Raw genomic sequence first — 21,311 nt, forward strand, 5'->3', positions numbered from 1 at the left:
CTAACCTCCGGAAGGTCGACGATGACTCGAGTTCGACGACTCGAGACTGCTGAAGCGTCGAAACGAGCCGGCAGAGCCGGCAACCCTTGTCACAAAGGGATGCGAGAAGCAACACATTTCGAACCGGCATTCACTCCGTACCGGACTCTCGCGTTCTTCCAAGACGACGTACTGAAGATCAACGCGGATTCCCGACGGCTTCCAAGGACGACCACCGTGATCGAACGCTTCCTTCCCACCGACGGCCGAAACCGGGCCTGCAGTCGCTTCCGCAAGCGAAAGCGACGACCGCGTCGTCGTGACGACCACACAGGTCGCTTCACAACTCGAGGCGTGGCTCGACTACCGTCCGGACGAGGACAACCTCGAGCGAGTACTGTTCGAACTCGATCGTCGCGACAATCTCGAGTGAGAGACGATCACGCGAGACGGCAACTACTGCTACTGAATCATATGGGGGAGCATTTATTAACCATTGCTGATACGTATCGGGTATGGAAAGAAGAGGACTTATCGCGTGTAGCAGTACAGCGCTTGCGACGGCTATAGCTGGTTGTCTCTCGGATGAAACTGCTGAGACAGGTGATGGATCTACTGGTGCCGATTCTAGAGATAGCGTCAGTACGTTCGAACCAATTGTGACTGATCTTCGTCATCCTGAGCCACAAGGGGTGTCAGTAGACGACGAAGTGGTAGGGACCGGACAACAGCATGAATTCAGTGCCACTGTTGAGAACACAGGTATAGCAGGCGATATTGAAGTGACGCTTGTCTTACTCGAGGACAGAGAACTCTCTATTTGGTCCCCTTTTGCGGACGAATCAGGCACTTACGAGCGATTTTTCTCCGAAGGTGAGCGCAGAACGGAGTCGTTTACTGTAGAGCAAGACGGCCAATACGAAGGGTTTGGGTTTCGACTGTTACCAGCAGAAGCAGAAGTCGACGTTAGAAACGACGGCGAGGGTGGCGAGGCCGAAGTACGACTACTGCAACGCGGCGGGTTAGGTGATGGAGTCGTATTGGAAAGTAAAACTATAACAGTCTCACCGGAAACGACACAGACGGTACCGTTCAATATCGATGCATCGTTCACACTTGAAGAAGGGATCGATGACATTCAGATCGATGCTGAGGCGCGTGTTGCGTGATTTAGCTCATACTTATCACTCGCAAACACTAGTCTGGTGACTGTCTGCAGAACATTCGATGCAGTCTGTTCCGTCACTAGGGCTGGCTCAGTTGTCTGAAAAAATCATTATCGGAGCAACTCAAGAGACCAATCCTGAGTGTCAGTCGCTGATGAATTTGTTGTCCCGCCAGTTGACGCCAGACTCACCGGAGCCGTGATCTCGAGGTCCTTCAACGACTTCGACGTCGGCAGGTCGTGGCTCGCCGTCGACGATCCGGGTCGCCTCGAGTTCGCCGTCACGTTCGGAGATCGCGGTCAACGTCCCTTTCTCAGCGGCTTCCGCGATTTCACAGAGAACGAGGAACATCTGGTACTGCAGAAGCGAGTTCTGGAGAACGGTCTCCCGGTCACCCTTGAAAGCGGCGAACTCGACGAGTTCGGACTCGATCTCTTCTTCTTCCTCTTCGTCCCAGCTAAAGGACTGCTGGCGGCGCTCGTCAGGATCTTCCTCGTATACCCTGTTTTCGGTGACGCTGGCTTTGAGCTGGGCTGTCGGAGTGTACTTGCTGACCGACTGGTCCTCGGCGACTGCTTTAAGGATCAGGGTGTTGTTTCGTCGTGTGATCTCTACGTCGTCGACCCCGTCGGGGAACGTCGCCTCGTCGATGTGGTCGTGGAGATCCTCGAGGGGGAGTTCGAGCGTCGAGTGCAACCGATAAACGTGTCTGGATTCCTCTGATGACATAGTGGGGGGGAGTACGAGAGTTCTTGTACGACACTACGCGCGGGTCACTTATATTACCTGCTATTAAATGCGTGAGATACCAGTAAGGACAAATTTAAGTCGGGACCGGATCGCCTATTCGGCGTCGAGTGTCTCCGCCAGTTCACCACGCTCTTGCAGTTCTTCGAGGATGTCCGAGCCGCCGACGAACTCGCCGTCCACGAACGTCTGTGGAATCGTCTCCCAGCCGCTGTGTTCCTCGAGTGCGACGCGGTACTCGTCTAACGACTCGAGGACATCGACGGTCTCGTACTCGTCTCGATGCTGGTCGATCAGGCCAAGCGCCTTCCGCGAGTAGCCACACTGTGGCATGAGTTCGGTCCCTTTCATGAAGAGGACGACCTCGTTTTCCTCGAGGACGTCGGCGACCTGTTCGGTAACTTTCTCCTGATCGAGCCCCTGGTTCGGCGGGAAGTCCATACTCCACTATATGGCGGTGATCGGGATAGGTTTTACGTCATTAACGTCCCGGGAATCGACCTCGTCGCTCGGTGCCAACGTCACACGGTGTCCCGTCATACGGTTTGCTGTAGGCTATTTTCGGCGCGATCGCAGGAGGACTCGTGGTCGCGCCGGGACATCGGGACGGCAGTCCGTATCAGTCGGTGCCCGCGCGCCGTGACTCGAGGCGATTGCACCGGGCTGTCGGTACGATATTCCGCCTCAGACCTCGATCCGGACGATCCGGTCGTCTCTCTCGAGCGGGAACGCACCGCTGGCGCGACCGTCCCGGTTCGAGGTCAGCACGTACAGCGAGCCGTCGGGGCCGGGTGCTGCGTGCCGAAGTCGGCCGTAGGTCCCCTCGAAGAGCGTGCTGACGGTCGCAGTGAAGCGGTCGTCAAGCCAGGGGCCGTCGTAGACGGCATCCGCGTCGTCTTCGTTTTCACCGCCCTCGTTTTCGTTTCCCGTCCGCAGCGTCACTCCGTACAGCGTCTCCGAGACGAGTCCACAGACGAACACCCGGTTCTCCCACGGCTCGATTGCGTCCTCGTCGTAGAACGTCAGTCCCGACGGAGCCCACGTCGTCTCCGGGCCGGTGTTGACAAGCGGTGGCGTCACTGCCGTGTGCTCCTCGTAGTTCTCGTAGTCCGGATCGTTCGGCCCGCCACGCGTGACGTCCCAGCCGTAGTTGCTGCCCGGCCGGAGCATCGCGACCTCGTCTCGAGCGACGGGGCCGTGTTCGGCGATCAACGGCGCTCCCTGGGGAGTGAAGTCGATCCCCTGTGGGTTCCGGTGGCCGAGCGTGTAGGTCCGCGGGTCGCCGTCAGCTCCCCAGTCGGGGTTGTCGGGTGCCGGCTCGCCGTCGGTATCGACTCGCAACACGGCACCCGCGAGCGAGCTCGGGTCCTGGGTGAGCGCAGGCTCTTCCGCGTCGCCGGTCAACACCCACAGGTAGTCGTCGGGACCGACGGTGATCCGCCCACCGTTGTGCGTTGTCGCGCCCGGAATCTCATCGAGGATCGGCTCGAGGTCGCTGCTCTCGAGGTCGTAGCGAACCACGCGGTTCCCGACGCCGTCGTCGACGGTGTAATAGACGAACAGCAGGGGTTCGTCGGGGTAATCGGGGTGGCCCGCAACGCCCAGCGTCCCGCCTTCGCCAGGTGCAGCCCGATCTGGGAGATCCGTTCTCTCGAGGACGACATCCGCATCTGCTGGCACAAGATCCGACCTCGTCTCGAGGTCGGCTGCGTCGAACCGGAGCAGACCACCGTCTCGCTCGGTGACGAACGCGTCCGCGCCCGCGAAGGTGAGGTCCCACGGAATCTCGAGGCCGGAGACGACCGTCGTCGGCTCCACGTCGTCCTCGCTCGGTTCGCCGTCGGCGGGCTCCCAGTCGGGCGCTGTCCAGTCGTCGTCGGGGGTTGCTTCGGGCGTGGCGAGCTCGAGCGGGTCGGAGCTGAGTTGCTCGAGACAGCCGGCGGTGCCGACCACGATCGAGGCTCCAACGGCCGATAGCAATCGGCGGCGGATCGGGGACATAGTCTTCCTACGAACCGGATCGTGGAGTGTCTTGGCCCGACACCCTTCGCCCGCTTTCGGGAGAATTACTCCCCGGAACGGAACCAGCGATAGAGCCCGACAACTCCGAGAACGGCGAGAACGAGCCACGTACCGACGACGAGGGGCGTTCCAAGTTGGGCCGAAAGCACTCGAGGCGCGCCGGTCTCGAGACCGTCGAAGACGACGAGCCAGCCGACGATCGTGATCGCGGCGATGGCGAGTCCGGCCCAGAGCAACTCCCGGCGGAGCGAGTAGCCGCCAACGGAGTCGTCGGTTCCGCTCATGCTCGAAAAGCGATGTATTCCGTCGTACTGGATCGTTACGCGTTGTAGAACGCTTCCGCAACGAGCAGCGGGAAGACAAGTGTCGCCTCTGCTTCGACCTGCGTGTAGTTCGTCTCGGCGTCGTCTTTGATCTTGCCCCACGAGACGGCCTCGTTCGGCGGCGCACCGGACAGCGAGCCGTCGCCTTCCATCCCCGTGGAGATGTAGACGGCGTAGTCGGCACCGCCACGGAAGAGGTTCGTCATGATGGCGTGGTGTTTTGGCACCCCGCCGCCGACGGCGATCAGACCAGTCGTGTCCGCGAACATCCCGTCCTCGATGATCTTCTCGTAGTCGTCTAAGATCTCGATGCCGATGTCCGAGTCCGTGTCCTGGCGCTGCCGGTAGTAGTAGAGGAAGTTGCCAACCTCGGCGTCGGTCAGCGCGGGACAGTAGACCGGGATGTCGTTGTCCGCTGCCTGCTTGAGCACGGAGTCCTCGTCCTCGAGAGTCTCACCGAGTTCACGGGTGAACTCGGTCGGCGTCCGGATCGACTCCTCGGCGAAGAAGTCGTCGAAGAAGTCATAGAGGTACTCCTCGAGCCAGACGTACCGGTCGGAGGGAACGAAGATGTTGCCTAGGCGATTGATGCCGCGCTCGCGAAGTTCGGCCTCGTCGGCGTCCCACTCGCCCATCTTGAACGGCTTGGCTGTCTTGATGACGTCCTCTGTCAGCGAACCTGAGGTCGTGATGACGACGTCGACGTGGCCGTCGCGAACGAGCGCGGCGACCGTCTCGCGCAGGCCAGAAGAGACGATGTTCGAGGTCAGCGTGAGGTAGACCTTCGCCTCTTCTTCTTGCATACGTTCGGTGACATCGATCGCTTCGGCCAGGTGGCTCGCCTGGAAACCGGTCGTCTCGTAACTCGACAGCAGCGACTCGAGGTCGAGGTCGCCGCGGAAGTCGTGGCCGCGAACGTCGGCCGTCTCGAGTTCCTCGTCGGACCCCGGGACGACGTGTTCGCGGGAGTCGTCGTCGGTCATACACGATGGAACGGAGAGAAGCAGTTTAAGTCGTGTGATCCACCGCTATTCGATCAGTCGGCCGCCGTCGCCGGCGACTCGCTTCCGGCGCGGGCAGAGCGCCAGTACCCCTGGAGGTACGCCCCAACGAACATGCCGGCGATGCCATAGAGGATGACGACGTTGCCGACGCCGAGGCTGGCGTAGGCCGCGCCGGGACAGATTCCAGAGAGACCCCAGCCGACGCCGAAGATGCCGCCGCCGAGGACGACGTTCCTGTCGAGCGTCTTCAGCCGCCGGCCGTAGGTCGCTCCCGTCAGCGGGGCCGTCGTCCGGAACTGCCTGATCCCGAAGAACGTGATTCCGGTGACGACTGCGGCCCCGAACATGACGAACAGCAGGCCGAGGTCGTCGAACTGGAGGAAGTTCAACACGACTTCGGGCTGGGCCATGTGGCTGAACCCGAGGCCGAAACCGAAGATCAGCCCGCCGACGAAGACGAGTGGCAAGAACAGCGGGTGTTGGTCGTGTTCTGCCATCAGAGGTTCACCCCCAGTGCCTGCACCAGTTGCGCGACCCCGATCGCCACCAGCAGGAAGGTCGCGACGCCGACGAACGACGCTCGAGAGGCCGAGCCGACGCCACAGACGCCGTGGCCCGACGTACAACCCTTCCCGAGTCGGGTGCCGATCCCGATCAGGACGCCGCCGAGGAACAGTCGCCAGGGCTGGACCTCGGTCAGCCAGATCGTCAGCCCGCCGACCTCGCGGAGTTCGCCGGTCGTGGCCTGCTGGTGGAGGCCGCTCGAAACCAGTCCCGACTGGAACGTGACGGCGTAAATCGCCGCGCCGAGGACGATCCCGAGCGTGAAGACGACTCGCCAGTCCCGGGAGGGACGGTACTGCTGGAACCGCGAGAGGTTCGAGGCGTACGACAGCGTCGACTCGAGAAACGTACTCGCGCCGGCGGGGATGGCGGTCCCGAGGTAGATCACGACCACCCCGAGCCCGACCAGCAACCCGCCGACCGTGTAGTGACTGATCCCGTTGGGGAACAGTTCAGCGACCGACGCGACGGTAAGCGCTGTGCTCATCACCTGCTGGAAGGAGATGCCGGGGTATCAATGCTGTCACTGCGGGGAAGATTGTGCGTATCTCGGAGACAGACCTAATCGGCCGCCGTCGGCGCTTCGACGACCTCGAGTTTCTCTGCAGCGTAGCCGAAGACGTCCCGGTAGCCGTTCGGCGACATCAGGACGGGATAGAACGGCTCCTCGGCGACCTGCTGCTCGCCGTCGGCCGCTGCGAATGGGGTTCCGACCTCGACCTCGGTGAAGTTCTCGACGAATACCTCGTAGGTGTCTGCGGGTGCTTTTGGGACGACGTCGGTGAGCCGGAAGACCGGGAGGTCGCGCTCGACCGTGTCGCCCGGCAACGCGCCGACAGCCGTCAGGAACGCTCGCACGAGACGGTTTGCGTTCTGGGCTGCCGTCTCCGAGCCTTGCTGGCCACACTCGACCTCGATCGTCTGGACCTCGGTGATCAGCCGCCCTTCGGCGAACGCGCCGGTCTCGACCATCGCCTCGACAGGAAGCTGTCGACACAGCTCCGTTGCGGTCTCGGTGACGCCGTCGACGATCGCGAACGGGTCCGCGTAGCTCTGTGTCGAGTGCATCGAAAACGTGAGACAGCCCTCGAGTTCGTCCGCCAGCCGATGGGCGAGCCGTCCTTCGTGTGTCTTCGCGTCCGGATCGCCCGGGAACGCCCGGTTCAGGTCCTCGTCGACGAACCGCACCCGTCGCTCGAGTGCCTTCTCGTTGGCGACGACGAGTTTGACTGGTCGTTCGACTGTCGGGTGCTCGTCGAGAAGCCGCTCGACGGCGCGAACGCCACAGGGCTCGTCACCGTGAACGCCAGCGAGAATCGCGACGTCGGGCGTCCCCGACCCGATCTGTGCGACTTTCACAGTCACTAGTTGGGCTGGGTGTGCAAAGGCGACACGGTTCGGTCCGTTCATACGATCTGCTGTCGGTTCGTTCCGACTCGTCTGCGACCCAAAGCGGTTGTACCGAGACGCGTTACACCACTCCCCTCGTACGGTCTGCTGTCAGTCAGTTCCGGCGCAACCGCGAGCCTGCCTGCGGTTGCGCCGGGACAGCGGTACAGCGTTCCGTATCAGTCCTCGAGCGCCTCGAGGGGCCTCCAGTCGATCGCACGCGCGGTTGGCCGCGTTCCGTCAAGACGGATCTGCCAGCCGTCGATCCGTTCGGGCTCTTCGAGTGCGTTCGTAATCGTCGTCCGGATTTCGAGGACGTCGACGCCGTAGTAGTCGTTGGGGGCTCCCCGGAGATACTGCAGTGCCGTCCGGAACAACGATCGCATTCCGTCGTCGTTCTCGAAGTCGTGGCGTTTGTACGCGCCGGCGGCGACCTGAACCATTCCGTGGAGAAAGGCGCTTTCGGTCCGGCCGCGGCCGTAGTTGTACCACTCGTCCTCGAAACAGTCGTGGCTCTCGTGGTACGCTTCCGCGTTGAAGAGTCGAACACCGTGAATCGTCGCCTGTCGGAGCGTCGCGTGCTCCCACTGGTTTGCAGACTCGAGCCAGCCGGACGGCGGATCGTCGCGGTTCGGCGGTGGGCCGACGGTCGGGTCGGTCGTGTGCTCGTCCACGGTCGTCGTTGGCGGCGCTCGCGGGTATGTCGTTTGCCGACTCCGACCCGCCGGAATCGTATAGAGAGCTTACATAGTGTCAGGAGAGGCCTTATTCGGCTGGGGACCCGTGTGTGAGGTATGAACTATCCGGATGGGCGGTGTCGAAACTGCGGCCACCGTCTCTACGAACAACTCGAGGGACACTATCGCTGCCCAAACTGCGAGACGGTCTACTCGCGGTCCACGTTCGACGAACCGTCGGCGTAGACCATCGACGGGAACCGCCGTTCCCGAACGCGGACAGTCGTCTTCGCGGCCCACAGCCACCGTCGAGAAAGCCGCCCACGAAACGACGAATGCCGAGATGTCGTCCGACTCGTCTCGTTGCTCTTTCTGGTATCGTTCGATCGAACCGTCTGGAGAGTGGGTAAGTAGTCACAACAACCCGTATGGGCCGCCCAGCGTGAAGTGTCGGAACGATTGGAAAGTCTCTATCGGCGTTGCTAATTCCTTTGGAAACGAGGTTATGAAAGTCCTCGGCGTATCCGAGCGTGGAATCCATGACATCTATCGCAGACATCGAGCTTCCGGCGGACGGGGCCGGTCTCGACGAGTTATTCGAAGCCGTACCGTCGCTGACTTGTGAGATGGAGCGCGTCATCGCCTCGAGCGGGCACGGACTCTGGCTGTCGGGGCCGTCCCAGGATGCGGTCGAGGACGCACTCGACGACGCGTCCGCCATCAGCGAGTACGCACTAATAAACGGCGACGAGGATCGCTGGCTGTACGACATCGAGTTCGATCCGGACACGGTCGATCCGCTCGAGGCCGTTCTCGAGGAACACGGGACGGTCCTCAGCGCCTCGGCGTCGAACGGGACGTGGCTGCTTAGCGTCCGTGTCGTCGAGCGTGAACACGTCAGCGCGCTGTACGACCGGTTCGTCGACCACGACGTCTCGCCGACGATCGTTCGGCTGTTCGATCTGGAGGAAGACACTCACTCCCAGTGTGGCCTGACCGCGCGTCAGTACGAGACGCTGGTCGCGGCGATCGACCACGGCTACTTCGAGATTCCACGAGAGGTATCGATGCAGGAGCTCTCCGACGAGCTCGACATCTCCCACCAGGCCCTGTCAGAACGGCTCCGCCGTGCCTACCGGGCGCTCGTTACCTCGGAACTCGACGTCACCGAGGAAGAAACGAACCCGCCGCCGATGCTCTCGGACTGATGTGACCGCCTGTCCCGGTGCAACCGTACGACGAGTTGCCGCTATACCAGTTCTGTCGTACAGTCGTCCGTTGACGACCACCGTCCCGGACCGACCACTTCCAACACGTTCGCTGTTCTCGAAAAAAGAGCAGTATTAATATCGGCCCTCGTGACCCTCGAGTCATGCACGTCGATACCGACGGCAGCGTGCTCGAGATCACGTTTGATCGACCGGGAGTTCTCAACGCGATCACGACCGAAACCGCCGAAGCGCTCGCGGACGCGCTCGAGGACGCTTCACCCGAGAAGTACCACGCGATCGTCATCACTGGCGAAGGCGACGCATTTAGCGCCGGCGGCGACGTCGAGGCGATGGCCGAAGAGCCCGCACCGCCGACGGAGTCGTACGACGAGGTCACTGCGACGTTCGGCCGCGTCGTCGAGGCGATGCTCGAGTGCCCGGTACCGATCGTCGCGAACGTAAACGGCGACGCCGTCGGCGCTGGGCTCGCGATCGTCGCGCTGTCGGATATCGCCTACGCAGCCGAGGATGCGACCTTCTCGTGTGCGTTCGTCCGAGTCGGATTGATTCCCGACACGGGTGGGACCTTCATGCTCCCACACCTCGTCGGCCTGCGGGCTGCGAAGAAACTCGCTTTCACCGGCGAGTTCTTCGACGCCGAACGGGCGGCCGAACTCGATCTAGTCAACGAAGCCGTTCCCGCGGACGAACTCGACGACCGTGTCACGGAGACTGTCGACCGACTCGGCCGGCGGCCGACTGACGTGATCGGTATGATGAAACAGGCGATGCACGAGAACATGGGTCGACGCTGGCCGGAGGCCCTCGACTACGAGAACCTGCTGCAGGTCCACGCCCGCTCGAGTGAGTCCCACGAGGAAGGCGTCTCGGCCTTCCTCGAAGGAAGAGATCCGGAGTTCAACGAGTGACTACGGAACGGTAACGACGAAATACTCGTCGGCGTCACCGCTTTCGGCACCGCCGCAGGCCACCGCAAGCACCACCATCATAATCGAGTTCGTGGTCGTTCCGACCGCAATGTCCCCACAGTTTACCGACGACGACATCGGAAAGACAGTAGTCAACGCGAACGGCGACGACGTCGGTATCGTTGCCGACGTCGAGCACGGTACGGCACACGTCGAACCCGATCCCGGCATTACGGACACGATCAAGGCGAAACTCGGCTGGGGTGGGACCGACGAAGCGGCGTATCCACTCCAGGAAGACGCGATCTCACAGGTGACAGACGACGCGGTCCACCTCGAGAGCGACCTCTCAGGGAGCGGTGGAACCAGCGGGATGACTGACACTGGGTCGACTGGCACAGACACCGGGGCGACCGGAACCAGCACCGGTAAAGAGAGTGGCATCGACGACGACGACGAATTGATCGGTGACGATGACGACACGATGGGTGACGACGAAGGACTGACGGACGACGACGAATTGATCGGTGACGATGACGACACGATGGGTGACGACGAAGGACTGACGGACGACGACGAATTGATCGGTGACGATGACGACGATATCGTCTAACGACTCGACCTGACCGTTCTCGAGTTCGAGACTTTCCGGAAACGGTAGCGCTGGCACCGTTCCGACCTCGAAATGAACTGTTTTCCCGCTCGAGTGACTCCACGTTCGTCACTGAAAAGTCGATGTGGGCGATGTCTGATCTGGATTCCTGGACCGCTGTCCCGGTGCAACTGCTTCGGCGGCGTCGTTGCACCGGAACTGGCGAACAGGAAACCGTATGAGAGGGGAACCTCTGTCCAGTCGTTCACGACGCGGTCGTCCGAGAGCCGCCGTCTTTCGTGATCAAGCGAAGCGTTCGGCTTCGCGGACCTCGCAGAGCGTTACTCCGCTCGGTCACGAAAATCTCCGATGGTCGAACGACTCGGTCCTCGGTTCCGACTGAGCGTCGGACCACTCGTCTCTCACGGGAAGGACGGAGTCTCTCGCTGTATGACGAGAGCTAACTTCGAACAGCGAGAGAATCCCACCGTTTACGCTGGGCGTGAATCGCGTCGCTGGACGACACAATTCACTCCGACTCCTGTTTGGCTTGTGACTCCTCGTCGATCTCTTCCTGTTCTCGCTCGGGCGCTGCGTCCATGTCGGTCTGAGCCATACCTTCGCGTTCGGACTCGAGTCGTTCCGACTCGCCGTGTCGTTTTTCACGTCTGTCTTGTTTTCCACCGTGTTGGGTCGGCTGCTGGTAGCTGCTCTCTTCGGGCCCGCGGTCGTCAGTATCGATCCGCTGAGTGGGTTGTTCCCTGTGCCGGCTTTCGCGGTCGGGTCCTCCCCGATCGTCCGCTCGTCGACGCGGTGGCTGCGAGGACTCGTCGCCTTCCTGGGCCTCCTGTCGACCCCGGCTATCCCGTCGCTGCCCCTGACGGTGCGTTCGCCTCCCCCGACCACGACGCTGTCCCCCGCGCTCTCGGCCGGTCGTTCGCGTGGCCCGCTGGTCCCGTGGAGCCATCAGTTCCTGCGGGGGCATCGGCTTGCCCGTCTCGCCGCCACGCGACTGGGGGCGGTCAGTTCGGCCACGATCGTCACTTTGTGGCCTCTGTCGCCCAGCAGTCTCGCCACCGTAGGTGCCCTTGGTAACCCACTCGCCAGTCTGGGGATACTCCTGAGCCGTCACACCGTCCCGCCCAGGTGTCTCGCTATAGGGGCCGGCCGACTCGCCTCTCCGATGCAGGTCTTCGTGCAGCGCGACGAGGTCGTTATCGATCGCTCGCTCACCACGACTCAATCGACCGCCCTGCTCCATCCGACCACTGCTCGAGTACTCGGCCGATCCCATCTGCCGACCGTGGCCGCTTGGCGGGTCGGGCTGTGAGGTATCCATCCCTCTCCCGATCGCTCGCTCCATCTCCGGCAGCATCGTTTGCATCCCCTCCAGGTAGTTTTCGAGCATCGATTGCGTGAGTTCCTGACCTGGGAACGACCGCATCAACTCCATTCCTTGCTTCTGGGCGGTATCCTGCCACTGCATCGCGCTCAGAGTTATCTGTGCCATGTTGCGCTGGAGGTCGAGCAACTGCTCTATCGCCTGCTGGCTCCGATCGATCGTCTCTCGTTGCATCTCCCTCGACGAACCGAAGTCGGATCGCTGGTCTCTCATAGTTTGAACGGTCTCGAAACTCGTGATCGCCAAGCCAACTCACTCGTCCGTTCGGCACACCGATACGATCGCTGGCGAGTCGAGTCTCGATTGTTCCCGCTGCCAACCGAGACGCTGATAAATGCCGTCGTCGGTTCCGTCCGGTAGCGCGAACTCAATGCAGCGAAACGGTCGGAACCGAAAAAATCGACCGACTGCGCCAGGTGGACTTCGTCTCGAACACGGGAGTAATACGAGACGATACGACGAACCGAACCCGAAAGACCGAGTTACGTGGTAAAACCTTTTACTTCGGTGATCAGTCAGGCCCCCGACTCCGGATCACCGTGTGAGACCCCCTCTCGCTCGTCGGCCTGTCGGCGACGCAACGCTGCCCGAGCGTTCGACGCCTCGTACCCAAACAGGACGTGTTCGCCGTACTCTTCGGCGACTTCGAGCGCGTGAATCAGGTTGTCGATCTCGACGTTGACCGCGTACAACTCGATACTGAACGGCGTCTCGAGTGCGCTCTCGAATCCTTTCGCGATCGTCTCGAGCCAGTACGTCGTCTCGTAGGCCGTATCGTACAGCGGGACGACGAACTCGTCGACGTGATCTTCGAGGGCCTCGAGGTCGAGGCCCGCGCGTTCGTAGAGGTGGCCGGGATACGGGTCAGGATAGAGCGTCAGGTAGACCGTGCCGGGGATTCGCTCGGCGGCTTCCTCGACGAACTCGGTAATGACACTGGCCCGCCAAGCAAAGCGGCCGTCGTGCTCGCTTTCCTCGAAACGCTGTTCACAGACGCCACACCGACAGTACTCGGCCCGTGGGAAGCCAACATCGTCGAGTCGAACGTCTTCGTTCGCGTCTACGCAGTCGTCGATGACATCCAACAGCCCGTCACGGTAGTCCTGGCGGGACGGGCAGATATAGGCCCAGTCGAAGTACTTCCGATCTCGCGTGGCGGGACGCCCCAGGTCGTCGACAGGGGCAAGCGACGGATCGGCGTCGACAGCCGCGTTGTCCCCGAAACAGGAGACCATGTTCACTCCGTCCTCGATCGGTTCGGCGGACCTACCAGTAACGTCTTTGACTTCGTAGAATCCGCGGTCGAACTCGGGCCAGCGAACTTCCGCAGCGTTGCGAGTGACGGCGCCGTGCATACGTTCGCATACGACGCCGTCATCCTAAGCCGTTCGGAACAGGTGCGGTTCGTTACTCTGCCGGTTCGTACTCGAGTTCTTCGACGTCGGCGCCGGAACTGCTGGATACAACTTTCCAAAGGACGGCGACGACGAACAGGGCTGCCAGTATTTTGACGGTCCGTGACATGTACGGTCTAGCGAATGGCCGATAGATACTTAGCTATTCTGGATGGTTTTCTCCCGGTGAAAACCCAATCCAGCGTCGGCCGGACACGCGGCACTGACTCCATCGATCGTGCTACAGCAGGGCCACAACCCTTGTTTCCAGTGACGATCCAACCCTACCCCGCCTAGAAGTCAGTCGTCTGGGTCTGTTCGACTCGTCAGTCGACGAGTAGGATGGTACGCAGCCACGTCCACGACGTGACAGAGTCACCAGCGGGCGTCCGGTACAAACCAAGCGCTTTCGAGTCACCCGATTCCGTATTTTCGACTCCTCGCAGCCGCAAGCGGCGTCGATCGGCAGATCCAGTGCTGGCAACCGAAAGAGTTGATCTCGTCTCGTTCGACCCGCAACCTTCGACGACCATTTCTCTGACAGCCACTCGCGCCGACTGCAGTCGAACATCTGATACGCGTCGAGTCTGCCGCCACTTCTCGTCCCGACACGTTCTCCAGTCGAGAGTTCGTGAGCCAGGCAACCGACCCGATACGCAAGCAAACGTGACAGTAACGAGAAACCGACTGTCGGTTCGAAGGCAAAGAATTATGCGGTCAGTACAGCAACCACTCATACTTGCATGGTGGATCGGCTGGAAACGGGTATCGACGTGTTGGATCGGAAACTCGACGGCGGGTTACCACCGGGCTGTATCGTCGCCTACACTGCCGCCCCGGCCAGCCAGTCGGAACTACTGCTCTACGAACTGACAGCCGCGCGCGGAACCCTCTACCTGACAACCGAACGCTCCGACACCCTCGTCCGTCACGCCCTCGAGCACTCGCCATCCGCCGTCGGCAGTCCAACTGTAAGACACGTAACCAGTGACTCACCGCTCGAGGAGACTGCACGGTTCGTCGATGCCCTTCCGGACGGTGCGAACCTCATTATCGATACGATGGACGTCCTCGAACGGACTGAGACGGACGACTACATCGCCTTCCTCAACGATCTCAAAGCGACAATAAACGAGACCGGTGGCATCGCAGTCTTACACTGTCTGAAAAGAGACACCGTTCCGACGAACCGTCCGCGAACCTACCACGCGGCTGACGCCGTCTTCGATCTCGAGACGAAACTCGCCGGCACCGAACTCGAGAACCATCTTACGATCCCGAAATTTCGGAGTGGCGGACAACCGACCGAGGCGATCAAACTCGAACTGATCGAAGAGGTTGCAATCGACACCAGCCGCGACATCGCCTGAAAAAGCACCCTGTACCGACCCACCGGTACGACCGCCCGTGAATCTCGAATCTGAGCCGGAAACGACGTACAAGAACCCGCCTCAGTCGCGCAGGCGACGTTTGATCTTCGTCTCGTAGAACTCGGGCCCCACGTACTCGAGTACCACCGCAATGGCGAAGACGACGGCGAACTCCCGGAACCCGAACACTGGAAGGATGCTGTCGGGGATGCCGTACGAAACGAACGCGACCCCGATAGCGATGAGAGCTCCCAGATAGAGTGCATTTTTCACCCGTTCGGTTCTGCTGGACGTTTCCTCCTCCGTCGACTGATGATCGTCGTTGCTCATTGGGCTTCACCGTTCTGGGCAGCAGTTGAGCCGCTGCCGAATCCGAACCGTACGTTCGGCGAGTACTGTCCGTCGATAACTTCTCTATCGACGTAACCAGCGGTCGGTGAGAGTTTTTCGGGTGGTAGCTCCTAATAGTATCGGTTCCGCTATTTCGGCCGAGACGGTCGCCGTCTCGACGTGGTTTCGCCACTGCGAGACACACAGCGGCTAGTGGCGGGCCAAGTCTGAACTGATGGGTCGAATCTGTCGGTGTCGGTCGATTCGACCCGTCAGTCGACGGTTGGGACGGTACTAGTGCTTTAGCAAGCCTGAACAGGTGAGTGAAACCGAATGCGGTCGTCTGATTTCACTCATCAGTCGACGCTTGGCGGAGTGCTAGAGCGTCGAAAAGATAAAAAATAGAGCTGGCTGGTGTTACTCTTTGCCGAACATCTGGCGCATCATTGGGTGCATCTCCATCATCTGTTCCTCGGCAATCTCCTCGTACAGTTTGTACGTGATAGAGACAGCGAGCAACAGACCCGTCCCGGTGACGGCCCCGATGGTGCCCAGCATGTTCGCCATGACCGCGAGCAGGCCAACCAGTGCGCCACCGATGACGGTCACCTGCGGGATGTACCGTTCCATGACCTTCTCGATGACGCCAACGTTCTGTCGGAAGCCGGGGATTTGCATCCCGGAGTTCTGGATCTGGCGTGCAGTCGCTTTTGGACCCATGTTCGTCGTCTCGACCCAGAAGATGGCGAAGATCGCGCCACCGATGACCATGAACGTCAGGTCGACGGTGATGCGCACCAGAATCTGCCACACTTCGGGGTTCCCGATTACTTCACCGGTCCACCACATCCAGTCTTCGGGGCTGTAGATGGGTGCCGTGTAGTAGAAGAACCCAGCCGTGGGCTGTCCGTCGGCGTAAACGCCGAGCCACGGTAACTCCATGCCGAACAAGATGATCGGCTCACCAGCACCCGCGCCACCGACGCGGTGCATGATCTGACCCATGAACTGGATGTTAGCCTGCAGTGCCCGGACGAGGATCATCGGCAGGACACTCGCGTAGATGAGCTTCACAGGGAAGCGGCCACGCGCGCCCTTGACTCGAGCGTGACTGAGCGGAATCTCGACTCGCACGGATTCGGCGTAGACGACGATGCCGAAGATGAGCAACGTCGTGAGCAGCGGAATGATCTGCCCTTCATTGAGTAGCAACGTGTTCAGCCCGTCGCCCGCGATGATACCATCGACGACGACTTCGTCGGTGAAGATGATCTGGTACCAGCTGTAGAAGAATCCCTCCGCGGACGGAGAGATGAAGCCAGCGACGAGTTTCTGGCTGACTCCGGCGATAATGAACAGACCGATCCCGCTGCCGATCCCCCACTTACTGACGACCTCGTCCATGTACAGGATGAGGATGCCGCCGAGGAAGATCTGGAAGAACATCAGCAGCTGGATCTGCGTGCCGACAAGCTCGATTCCGGCGAGAGCCAGCGGCTGCTGTTGGACTGGCAGGAAGCCGCCAGCGAACACCATCGGTAGTGCCGTCAGCGCCGTCATGATGATGACGAGCAGCTTCTGGAGGCCCTGGTAGAGGACCTGATCCCGTGGGTCGTCGGTATCGAGCCCGAGTAGGTTCGCACCACCGAGCAACTGCATGACGATGCTTGCCGTGACGATCGGTCCGATACCGACCTGCAACAGCGAGCCGTGCTCGCCGGCAAGAATCGCACGGAACTCGCCGAAGAGGTCGGTCGCACCTTCACCCACGCCGAGAAGCGTGATGTTCGTCAGGAAGAAGTACAACACAAGGATTCCAGCAGTCCAGGCCAGCTTCCGCTTGAAGGGAACGTGCCCTTCCGGACGCTTGACTGCGGGCATCCGCGTCAGAACCGGTTCGGCGGCTTCCTTCCATCCCATACGTTACTCCTCGTTCTGTTCTGATTCGTCGTCCTCGGCGTCTGCGTCTCGCTTCTCGCCGCGCTCGGTGAGGGTGGCTTCACCGCCAGCCCCCTCGATTTTCTCGCGTGCGGCGTCGGAGAATGCGTCCGCCGTGATTTCGAGTTGGTTTCGAACCTGTCCGGAACCGAGGACCTTGACGACGTCGACCTCGTGACCGTCTTCGACGACGTCTCGAGCGTCGATGCGGTAGCCGTCACCGCCGTCGACCGCTTCTGCAACGCCCTCTGCGACGTAGAGGATCGCGTCCTCGTCGAGCTTCCTTACGTCGATCTCCGCGACCTCTTCGCGAATCCCGTCTGGGCGCTTGAAGCCGTGTTTGCCCTTCGGCTCGTAGTTGTGGAACTCGTGTTTGCTTCGTCCAGCGCGGCCGCGGCCACCGCGGTGGCCCGCACCACGTCGGTTCTTGTGAGAGCCCCCGCTGTGCGTCCGTGACCCACGCTGCCGTCGTTTTTTGCTCGTCATGGTTATCGCATCGATTCTAGCAGGTCGTTAATCTCGTCCGTTGTATGCTTTCCGAGTTGGCCGCCCTCGACTGTCGGCTTCTTGATCCCGTCGTGGCCGCCACGTGGCGGGTGAAGCCGTAGCGTCGGTGACAGACCCTCGTCACGGAGCGTCGTTTCTTCCTCGACTAGCGCTTCGGCGAGTTCCTCGAAGCCGTCGTACTCAGTGTTTTCGGCCAGCCACTCTTCGTCGGCGTCCGACTGGTCGCCCTCGAGGGGTTCGGCTCGCTTTGCCAGCAACGTCGCGACCACGTCCACACTCGGCTCGCCGTGTGCGACGTAGTCGTTGACCTTCGCGATCATCCCTTCGTAGGTGTCGGTCTCGGGGACGAGCGCGCAGTGGTTGACGTTGTGGATGTTCAGCATCTGCAGCGTGTCTTCGACGTCTTCCTGCCGGTTCACTTCACCACGAACCTGCACGATTGCTCGCATTACTCGGCCACCTCCGTTTCCTCGGGCTCTTCACGGTCACTACCCGTGTCACGATGTCCTGGCGGATGTCGGGACTGCGAGGCGTTTTCGAGTGCGTTGAACGTCGCTTTCGCGAGGTTGACCGTCGTTCGGGTGTTGCCGTGGCTCTTCGTCCAGGCGTTCTCGATGCCTGCGAGGTCGAGGACGGCGTGAACCGTATCACTCGCGGCCAGCCCAAGCCCTTCCGGCGCGGGGATGACCTCGACTTCGACGGAGCCGGCCTTGCCGGTCGTCCGTCGAGTCAGCGAGTGTGGTCGATCCGAACGGTCCTCCCACGACCCGGAGCCGCGGGGCACCGTGATCATATTTAGCTTCGCGATACCGATTGCCTTCTGAATGGCAGAACCAACCTGATCGTCCCGGCCTTCCGCGTAGCCGACGTAGCCATCACGGTTGCCGACGGCGACGACACAGCGGAACTTCACGCGTCGTCCGGAGTCGGTCATTCGCTGGACCATGTTGATGTCCAGCACCTCGTCGTCCAGTCCAGGAAGGAGCTGGTCGACGAGTTCGGGCTCTTTCAGCGGCAGGCCCGAGTTGAGGGCGGCCTCCATCGTGTCGATTTCGCCCTCCTGGACCTTCCGACCGAGACGGGTGACGGGCTGCCATCCGTCGTCGTTGTAGTCGTTTGCGCTCATTCTAGGATCGCCTCTCGTACGTCATCGAAGTGTTCGGGGAGGTCGGTCGCGTCGAACTCGCCGCCATACAGCGGCTCGTCGAGCTGTTCGGCGTACTCGGCGATGTGCTCGCCACGGGTACGCGACCAGTCCGCGAGCACATCGTCGTTGTGCGGGATCTCGAGACCGGCGTCGATCGCGCCCTCCTGGACTGCAAACACCTTGTTGCCCGGCGTTGCAGTGTTGAGGCCGATGTCGAGGACCGCCTCCTCGAGACCCGCTTCGACGGCACGCTGGCCGGCCAGCAGGCCGGTCAGGTACGCCGCGGAAATGTTACTCGTGGGTGCGTCCCAGCCATACTCCTCGAGATCGCTCGAGTGTGCGCTCGCGAGCGTCTCGTCGCCCTGTGGTCCGGGAACGATCAGCTGCGCCGTGGTGTGCTTGTTGCTCTTTCGAGCGACGAGGCGGGGCTTACCCGACTTCAGCAGGCGCAACCTCTGGTGGTAGTCCGTCCGGACCTCACGGCGACGCCGCATCGGAACGTTGTATCGTGGTCCTGTCGCCATTATTGGTCACCGTAGTTTTCGTCGATGTAGTTCAGCAGGTATCGGACGCTGCGGAACTCGCCACCGCCAGCCTTCTTGTAGAGTTGGCGGTACTGCGTGGGCGTGATCTCGCCCTCGTCGCGGAGTTCGCGCAGCTTCCGTCGCTGTGCGCGAATCTTGTTCTGCCAATCTTCTTTCTCGTTCTGGCGTGCGCCTTTCTTGCCCTTGCGCTTGCCCGGCCCCTTCTGGTGGCCGTAAGCACGTTTCGCGTTGCGCTCGCGGGCCAGACCACGCGAGTTGCCGCTGGCGTCTTCGGCCTGGATGCGGCCCTCGTCGACGAGTTCTCGGATCTCGTCACGCGTGATCGCTTCTGCGATGTCCGCCTGGGCATCGGGGTCGAGCCAGACGCGATTCTTACCGACATCCAAGACGTCGGCAGCCAGTCGCTTCTGTGCGGAGAGATCAGTCATTCGTTTCCACCTCCACTTCCTCGTAGGTTGGGTTCAGGACGCGAACGCCCTGCTCTTCGGCGAGTTCCTCGATACGCTCGCGCTTTCGCGCGCCGACCGAGGCGGCGATTCGAACGGCTTCACGGTCGCCGTCGACACCCTCGAGGTCGGCCGTATTCTCGACGTAAACCTCCTCGAAGCCGCTCGGGTGTTTGCCCCGGATGTCTTCGGGCGTGCGGAAGCCGGCCTCGACGGTCGGTCCTTTGCCCTTGACGCCGCGGCGCTGTTTCGACAGCTGACCGCGTGGGCGACGCCAGGATTCCGGCGTCCGCTTTTTCTTGTGATAGTCTTGCCGGTTGAACTGCGGCTTGCCCTCGCTCTTGCGACGCTCGAGCAGTCGCTGTTCTTCCTCGGAGAGGTCGGGCGTTTTGTCGACGAGCCCGCGTGGCTGTAGTTCCGTCTCGACGTCGTCGTCGGGCTCTTGTTCTTCGACGCCCTCGTCTTCGATTTCTGCCTCAGTCTCGTCGGTAACCTCGAGGTCACCGACGTCGGCTTTGATACGGGCCGCGAGCGCGTTACCGATGCCCTCGGCTTCGGCCAGGTCGGCCTGGTCAGCTTCTTTGACGTCCGCGATGGACTCGAAGCCAGCCTCTCGAAGGGCTTCGGCCTTACTCTCGCCGACGCCACTGATGTCCTCGAGACTCTGTAGTTCGTCCGATTGGTCTTCGTCTGCCATCTATTAGACACCTCCCTTCGCGGGTTTCGCGGTGATGTAGACCCCGTCCTGGAAGATGCGTGTGTCTTTGCCGCTGACTTTCGTCAGCTGCTCGATGTCGGCCGCTGTCTGGCCGACGTCTTCCTTGTCGGGACCCGAGAGGACGAGCTGCTCGTCGTCGACGGTGACTTCGGTGTCACCGTGGATGGTCGTACGTCGCGGTGCCTTTTCGCCGAGGAAGTTTTCGATGACGACTTCGTCGCCTTCCGCGCGAACCTGCATCGGGAAGTGAGAGTAGAAGACTTCCATCTCGTACTCCCAGCCCTCGGTTACGCCGTGGAACGCGTTTTCGACGTGGCTTTCGAAGGTACCGACGGTCGCGTTCGTCTTCGCGTCCTCGGCATCGCTTTCGATTACCACAGTGTCGTCTTCCACGTCGACGGTCACGTCGGGGTACCAGAGACGGCGCGTAACGCTGCCTTCCGGTCCCTCGACGGTCACGTCGAGGTGGTCTTTCTCGACGGTTACGCTGTCAGGGATTTCCAGTTCGACTCGCATGATTAGTAGACGTATGCGATCACCTGGCCCCCAATGCCTTCCTCGCGCGCTTCGTAGTGGCTCATAATGCCACTGCTCGTCGTGACGACGAGCGCACCGAAGTCTCGAGCCGGGAGGAATCGTTTCTCCCACTTCTCGAACTCGTCGGCACCTGCGCTGTAGCGAGGCTTGACGGGGCCACACTCGTTGATCGCTCCTTTCAGTTCGACCTCGAACTGACCGGCTTTGCCGTCGTCGACGAACTCGAAGCCGTCGATGTACCCGCGGTCGTAGAAGACCTCGAGTACGCTGCCGATTTCGTTCGAGGCGGGCGTTACCTCGTGGCTCAGTTTACCGACGCTCTCGGCGTTGTCGATGCCCGAGAGCGCGTTACTGAGTGGATCGTTTCCAGTCAT

The 21,311-nt window shown here is 61.4% G+C and carries 27 protein-coding genes; 6 read left to right on the forward strand and 21 right to left on the reverse strand.

Features of this window, described 5'->3' with window-relative positions:
* Nucleotides 1–494: 494 nt before the first annotated feature.
* On the forward strand, nucleotides 495–1,148 hold the full coding sequence (locus NATGR_RS01315) for a hypothetical protein (protein WP_015233217.1): 654 nt from the start codon (nucleotides 495–497) through the stop codon (nucleotides 1,146–1,148).
* 141 nt (nucleotides 1,149–1,289) lie between these two features.
* On the opposite strand, the gene NATGR_RS01320 is transcribed toward NATGR_RS01315, so the two are convergent.
* The 9 genes from NATGR_RS01320 to NATGR_RS01360 form a co-directional block, all read right to left on the reverse strand.
* Nucleotides 1,290–1,874 carry a DUF7110 family protein gene (locus NATGR_RS01320; protein WP_015233218.1) on the reverse strand — a complete coding sequence of 195 codons (585 nt, stop codon included), beginning with the start codon at nucleotides 1,872–1,874 and terminating at the stop codon, nucleotides 1,290–1,292.
* Nucleotides 1,875–1,988: 114 nt separating this feature from the next.
* The gene (locus NATGR_RS01325) at nucleotides 1,989–2,333 is read right to left on the reverse strand and encodes a glutaredoxin family protein (RefSeq protein WP_005580104.1); all 345 of its coding nucleotides are present in this window, start codon (nucleotides 2,331–2,333) and stop codon (nucleotides 1,989–1,991) included.
* A gap of 243 nt (nucleotides 2,334–2,576) precedes the next feature.
* The gene (locus tag NATGR_RS01330) at nucleotides 2,577–3,893 is read right to left on the reverse strand and encodes a PQQ-dependent sugar dehydrogenase (RefSeq protein ID WP_005580107.1); all 1,317 of its coding nucleotides are present in this window, start codon (nucleotides 3,891–3,893) and stop codon (nucleotides 2,577–2,579) included.
* A gap of 65 nt (nucleotides 3,894–3,958) precedes the next feature.
* Nucleotides 3,959–4,198 carry a hypothetical protein gene (locus tag NATGR_RS01335; RefSeq protein ID WP_005580109.1) on the reverse strand — a complete coding sequence of 80 codons (240 nt, stop codon included), beginning with the start codon at nucleotides 4,196–4,198 and terminating at the stop codon, nucleotides 3,959–3,961.
* A gap of 35 nt (nucleotides 4,199–4,233) precedes the next feature.
* Entirely contained in the window at nucleotides 4,234–5,220 is a 987-nt protein-coding gene (locus NATGR_RS01340) for a deoxyhypusine synthase (protein WP_005580110.1), read from the reverse strand.
* A 53-nt stretch (nucleotides 5,221–5,273) separates the two neighbouring features.
* A complete protein-coding gene (locus tag NATGR_RS01345; RefSeq protein WP_049887832.1) occupies nucleotides 5,274–5,741 on the reverse strand; it encodes a DUF6691 family protein in 468 nt (155 codons plus the stop codon).
* A complete protein-coding gene (locus NATGR_RS01350; protein WP_005580112.1) occupies nucleotides 5,738–6,292 on the reverse strand; it encodes a YeeE/YedE family protein in 555 nt (184 codons plus the stop codon). Before NATGR_RS01350 ends, NATGR_RS01345 begins: the two co-directional genes overlap by 4 nt.
* Before the next feature lie 74 nt (nucleotides 6,293–6,366).
* Nucleotides 6,367–7,164: a M14 family metallopeptidase gene (locus NATGR_RS01355; RefSeq protein ID WP_049887833.1), complete on the reverse strand. Its 798-nt coding sequence runs from the start codon at nucleotides 7,162–7,164 to the stop codon at nucleotides 6,367–6,369.
* A 209-nt stretch (nucleotides 7,165–7,373) separates the two neighbouring features.
* Nucleotides 7,374–7,868, reverse strand: coding sequence for a DUF309 domain-containing protein (locus NATGR_RS01360; RefSeq protein WP_005580114.1), 495 nt, complete (start codon nucleotides 7,866–7,868; stop codon nucleotides 7,374–7,376).
* A 120-nt stretch (nucleotides 7,869–7,988) separates the two neighbouring features.
* Between NATGR_RS01360 and NATGR_RS20375 the strand changes: the two genes are divergently transcribed.
* From NATGR_RS20375 to NATGR_RS01375, 4 genes are all read left to right on the forward strand, one after another.
* On the forward strand, nucleotides 7,989–8,117 hold the full coding sequence (locus tag NATGR_RS20375) for a hypothetical protein (protein WP_005580115.1): 129 nt from the start codon (nucleotides 7,989–7,991) through the stop codon (nucleotides 8,115–8,117).
* 293 nt (nucleotides 8,118–8,410) lie between these two features.
* Entirely contained in the window at nucleotides 8,411–9,079 is a 669-nt protein-coding gene (locus tag NATGR_RS01365; protein ID WP_005580116.1) for a helix-turn-helix domain-containing protein, read from the forward strand.
* Nucleotides 9,080–9,243: 164 nt separating this feature from the next.
* On the forward strand, nucleotides 9,244–10,011 hold the full coding sequence (locus tag NATGR_RS01370; RefSeq protein WP_005580117.1) for an enoyl-CoA hydratase/isomerase family protein: 768 nt from the start codon (nucleotides 9,244–9,246) through the stop codon (nucleotides 10,009–10,011).
* 109 nt (nucleotides 10,012–10,120) lie between these two features.
* Nucleotides 10,121–10,624, forward strand: coding sequence for a hypothetical protein (locus tag NATGR_RS01375; protein WP_015233219.1), 504 nt, complete (start codon nucleotides 10,121–10,123; stop codon nucleotides 10,622–10,624).
* 508 nt (nucleotides 10,625–11,132) lie between these two features.
* On the opposite strand, the gene NATGR_RS01380 is transcribed toward NATGR_RS01375, so the two are convergent.
* Both NATGR_RS01380 and NATGR_RS01385 read right to left on the reverse strand, forming a co-directional pair.
* On the reverse strand, nucleotides 11,133–12,179 hold the full coding sequence (locus NATGR_RS01380; RefSeq protein ID WP_231990805.1) for a hypothetical protein: 1,047 nt from the start codon (nucleotides 12,177–12,179) through the stop codon (nucleotides 11,133–11,135).
* Nucleotides 12,180–12,520: 341 nt separating this feature from the next.
* Nucleotides 12,521–13,360, reverse strand: coding sequence for a hypothetical protein (locus tag NATGR_RS01385; RefSeq protein ID WP_005580120.1), 840 nt, complete (start codon nucleotides 13,358–13,360; stop codon nucleotides 12,521–12,523).
* A gap of 782 nt (nucleotides 13,361–14,142) precedes the next feature.
* Between NATGR_RS01385 and NATGR_RS01390 the strand changes: the two genes are divergently transcribed.
* A complete protein-coding gene (locus NATGR_RS01390) occupies nucleotides 14,143–14,769 on the forward strand; it encodes an RAD55 family ATPase (protein ID WP_005580122.1) in 627 nt (208 codons plus the stop codon).
* Nucleotides 14,770–14,850: 81 nt separating this feature from the next.
* On the opposite strand, the gene NATGR_RS01395 is transcribed toward NATGR_RS01390, so the two are convergent.
* From NATGR_RS01395 to NATGR_RS01440, 10 genes are all read right to left on the reverse strand, one after another.
* Nucleotides 14,851–15,099: a hypothetical protein gene (locus NATGR_RS01395; RefSeq protein WP_005580123.1), complete on the reverse strand. Its 249-nt coding sequence runs from the start codon at nucleotides 15,097–15,099 to the stop codon at nucleotides 14,851–14,853.
* Nucleotides 15,100–15,516: 417 nt separating this feature from the next.
* Nucleotides 15,517–17,019: a preprotein translocase subunit SecY gene (secY, locus tag NATGR_RS01400; RefSeq protein ID WP_005580124.1), complete on the reverse strand. Its 1,503-nt coding sequence runs from the start codon at nucleotides 17,017–17,019 to the stop codon at nucleotides 15,517–15,519.
* 3 nt (nucleotides 17,020–17,022) lie between these two features.
* Entirely contained in the window at nucleotides 17,023–17,523 is a 501-nt protein-coding gene (locus tag NATGR_RS01405) for an uL15m family ribosomal protein (protein ID WP_005580126.1), read from the reverse strand.
* Nucleotides 17,524–17,525: 2 nt separating this feature from the next.
* Nucleotides 17,526–17,993 carry a 50S ribosomal protein L30 gene (locus NATGR_RS01410; RefSeq protein ID WP_005580129.1) on the reverse strand — a complete coding sequence of 156 codons (468 nt, stop codon included), beginning with the start codon at nucleotides 17,991–17,993 and terminating at the stop codon, nucleotides 17,526–17,528.
* Nucleotides 17,993–18,670 carry a 30S ribosomal protein S5 gene (locus NATGR_RS01415; RefSeq protein ID WP_005580131.1) on the reverse strand — a complete coding sequence of 226 codons (678 nt, stop codon included), beginning with the start codon at nucleotides 18,668–18,670 and terminating at the stop codon, nucleotides 17,993–17,995. Before NATGR_RS01415 ends, NATGR_RS01410 begins: the two co-directional genes overlap by 1 nt.
* The gene (locus NATGR_RS01420) at nucleotides 18,667–19,215 is read right to left on the reverse strand and encodes a 50S ribosomal protein L18 (protein ID WP_005580134.1); all 549 of its coding nucleotides are present in this window, start codon (nucleotides 19,213–19,215) and stop codon (nucleotides 18,667–18,669) included. The genes NATGR_RS01415 and NATGR_RS01420 overlap by 4 nt, the downstream gene beginning before the upstream one ends.
* Nucleotides 19,215–19,664, reverse strand: a complete 450-nt coding sequence (locus NATGR_RS01425; RefSeq protein WP_005580135.1) for a 50S ribosomal protein L19e — start codon at nucleotides 19,662–19,664, stop codon at nucleotides 19,215–19,217. The genes NATGR_RS01420 and NATGR_RS01425 overlap by 1 nt, the downstream gene beginning before the upstream one ends.
* Entirely contained in the window at nucleotides 19,657–20,379 is a 723-nt protein-coding gene (locus NATGR_RS01430; RefSeq protein WP_005580137.1) for a 50S ribosomal protein L32e, read from the reverse strand. The genes NATGR_RS01425 and NATGR_RS01430 overlap by 8 nt, the downstream gene beginning before the upstream one ends.
* Before the next feature lie 3 nt (nucleotides 20,380–20,382).
* Nucleotides 20,383–20,916, reverse strand: coding sequence for a 50S ribosomal protein L6 (locus NATGR_RS01435; RefSeq protein WP_005580139.1), 534 nt, complete (start codon nucleotides 20,914–20,916; stop codon nucleotides 20,383–20,385).
* A gap of 2 nt (nucleotides 20,917–20,918) precedes the next feature.
* Entirely contained in the window at nucleotides 20,919–21,311 is a 393-nt protein-coding gene (locus NATGR_RS01440; protein ID WP_005580141.1) for a 30S ribosomal protein S8, read from the reverse strand.

The organism is Natronobacterium gregoryi SP2, assembly GCF_000230715.2.
Lineage (GTDB): Archaea > Halobacteriota > Halobacteria > Halobacteriales > Natrialbaceae > Natronobacterium > Natronobacterium gregoryi.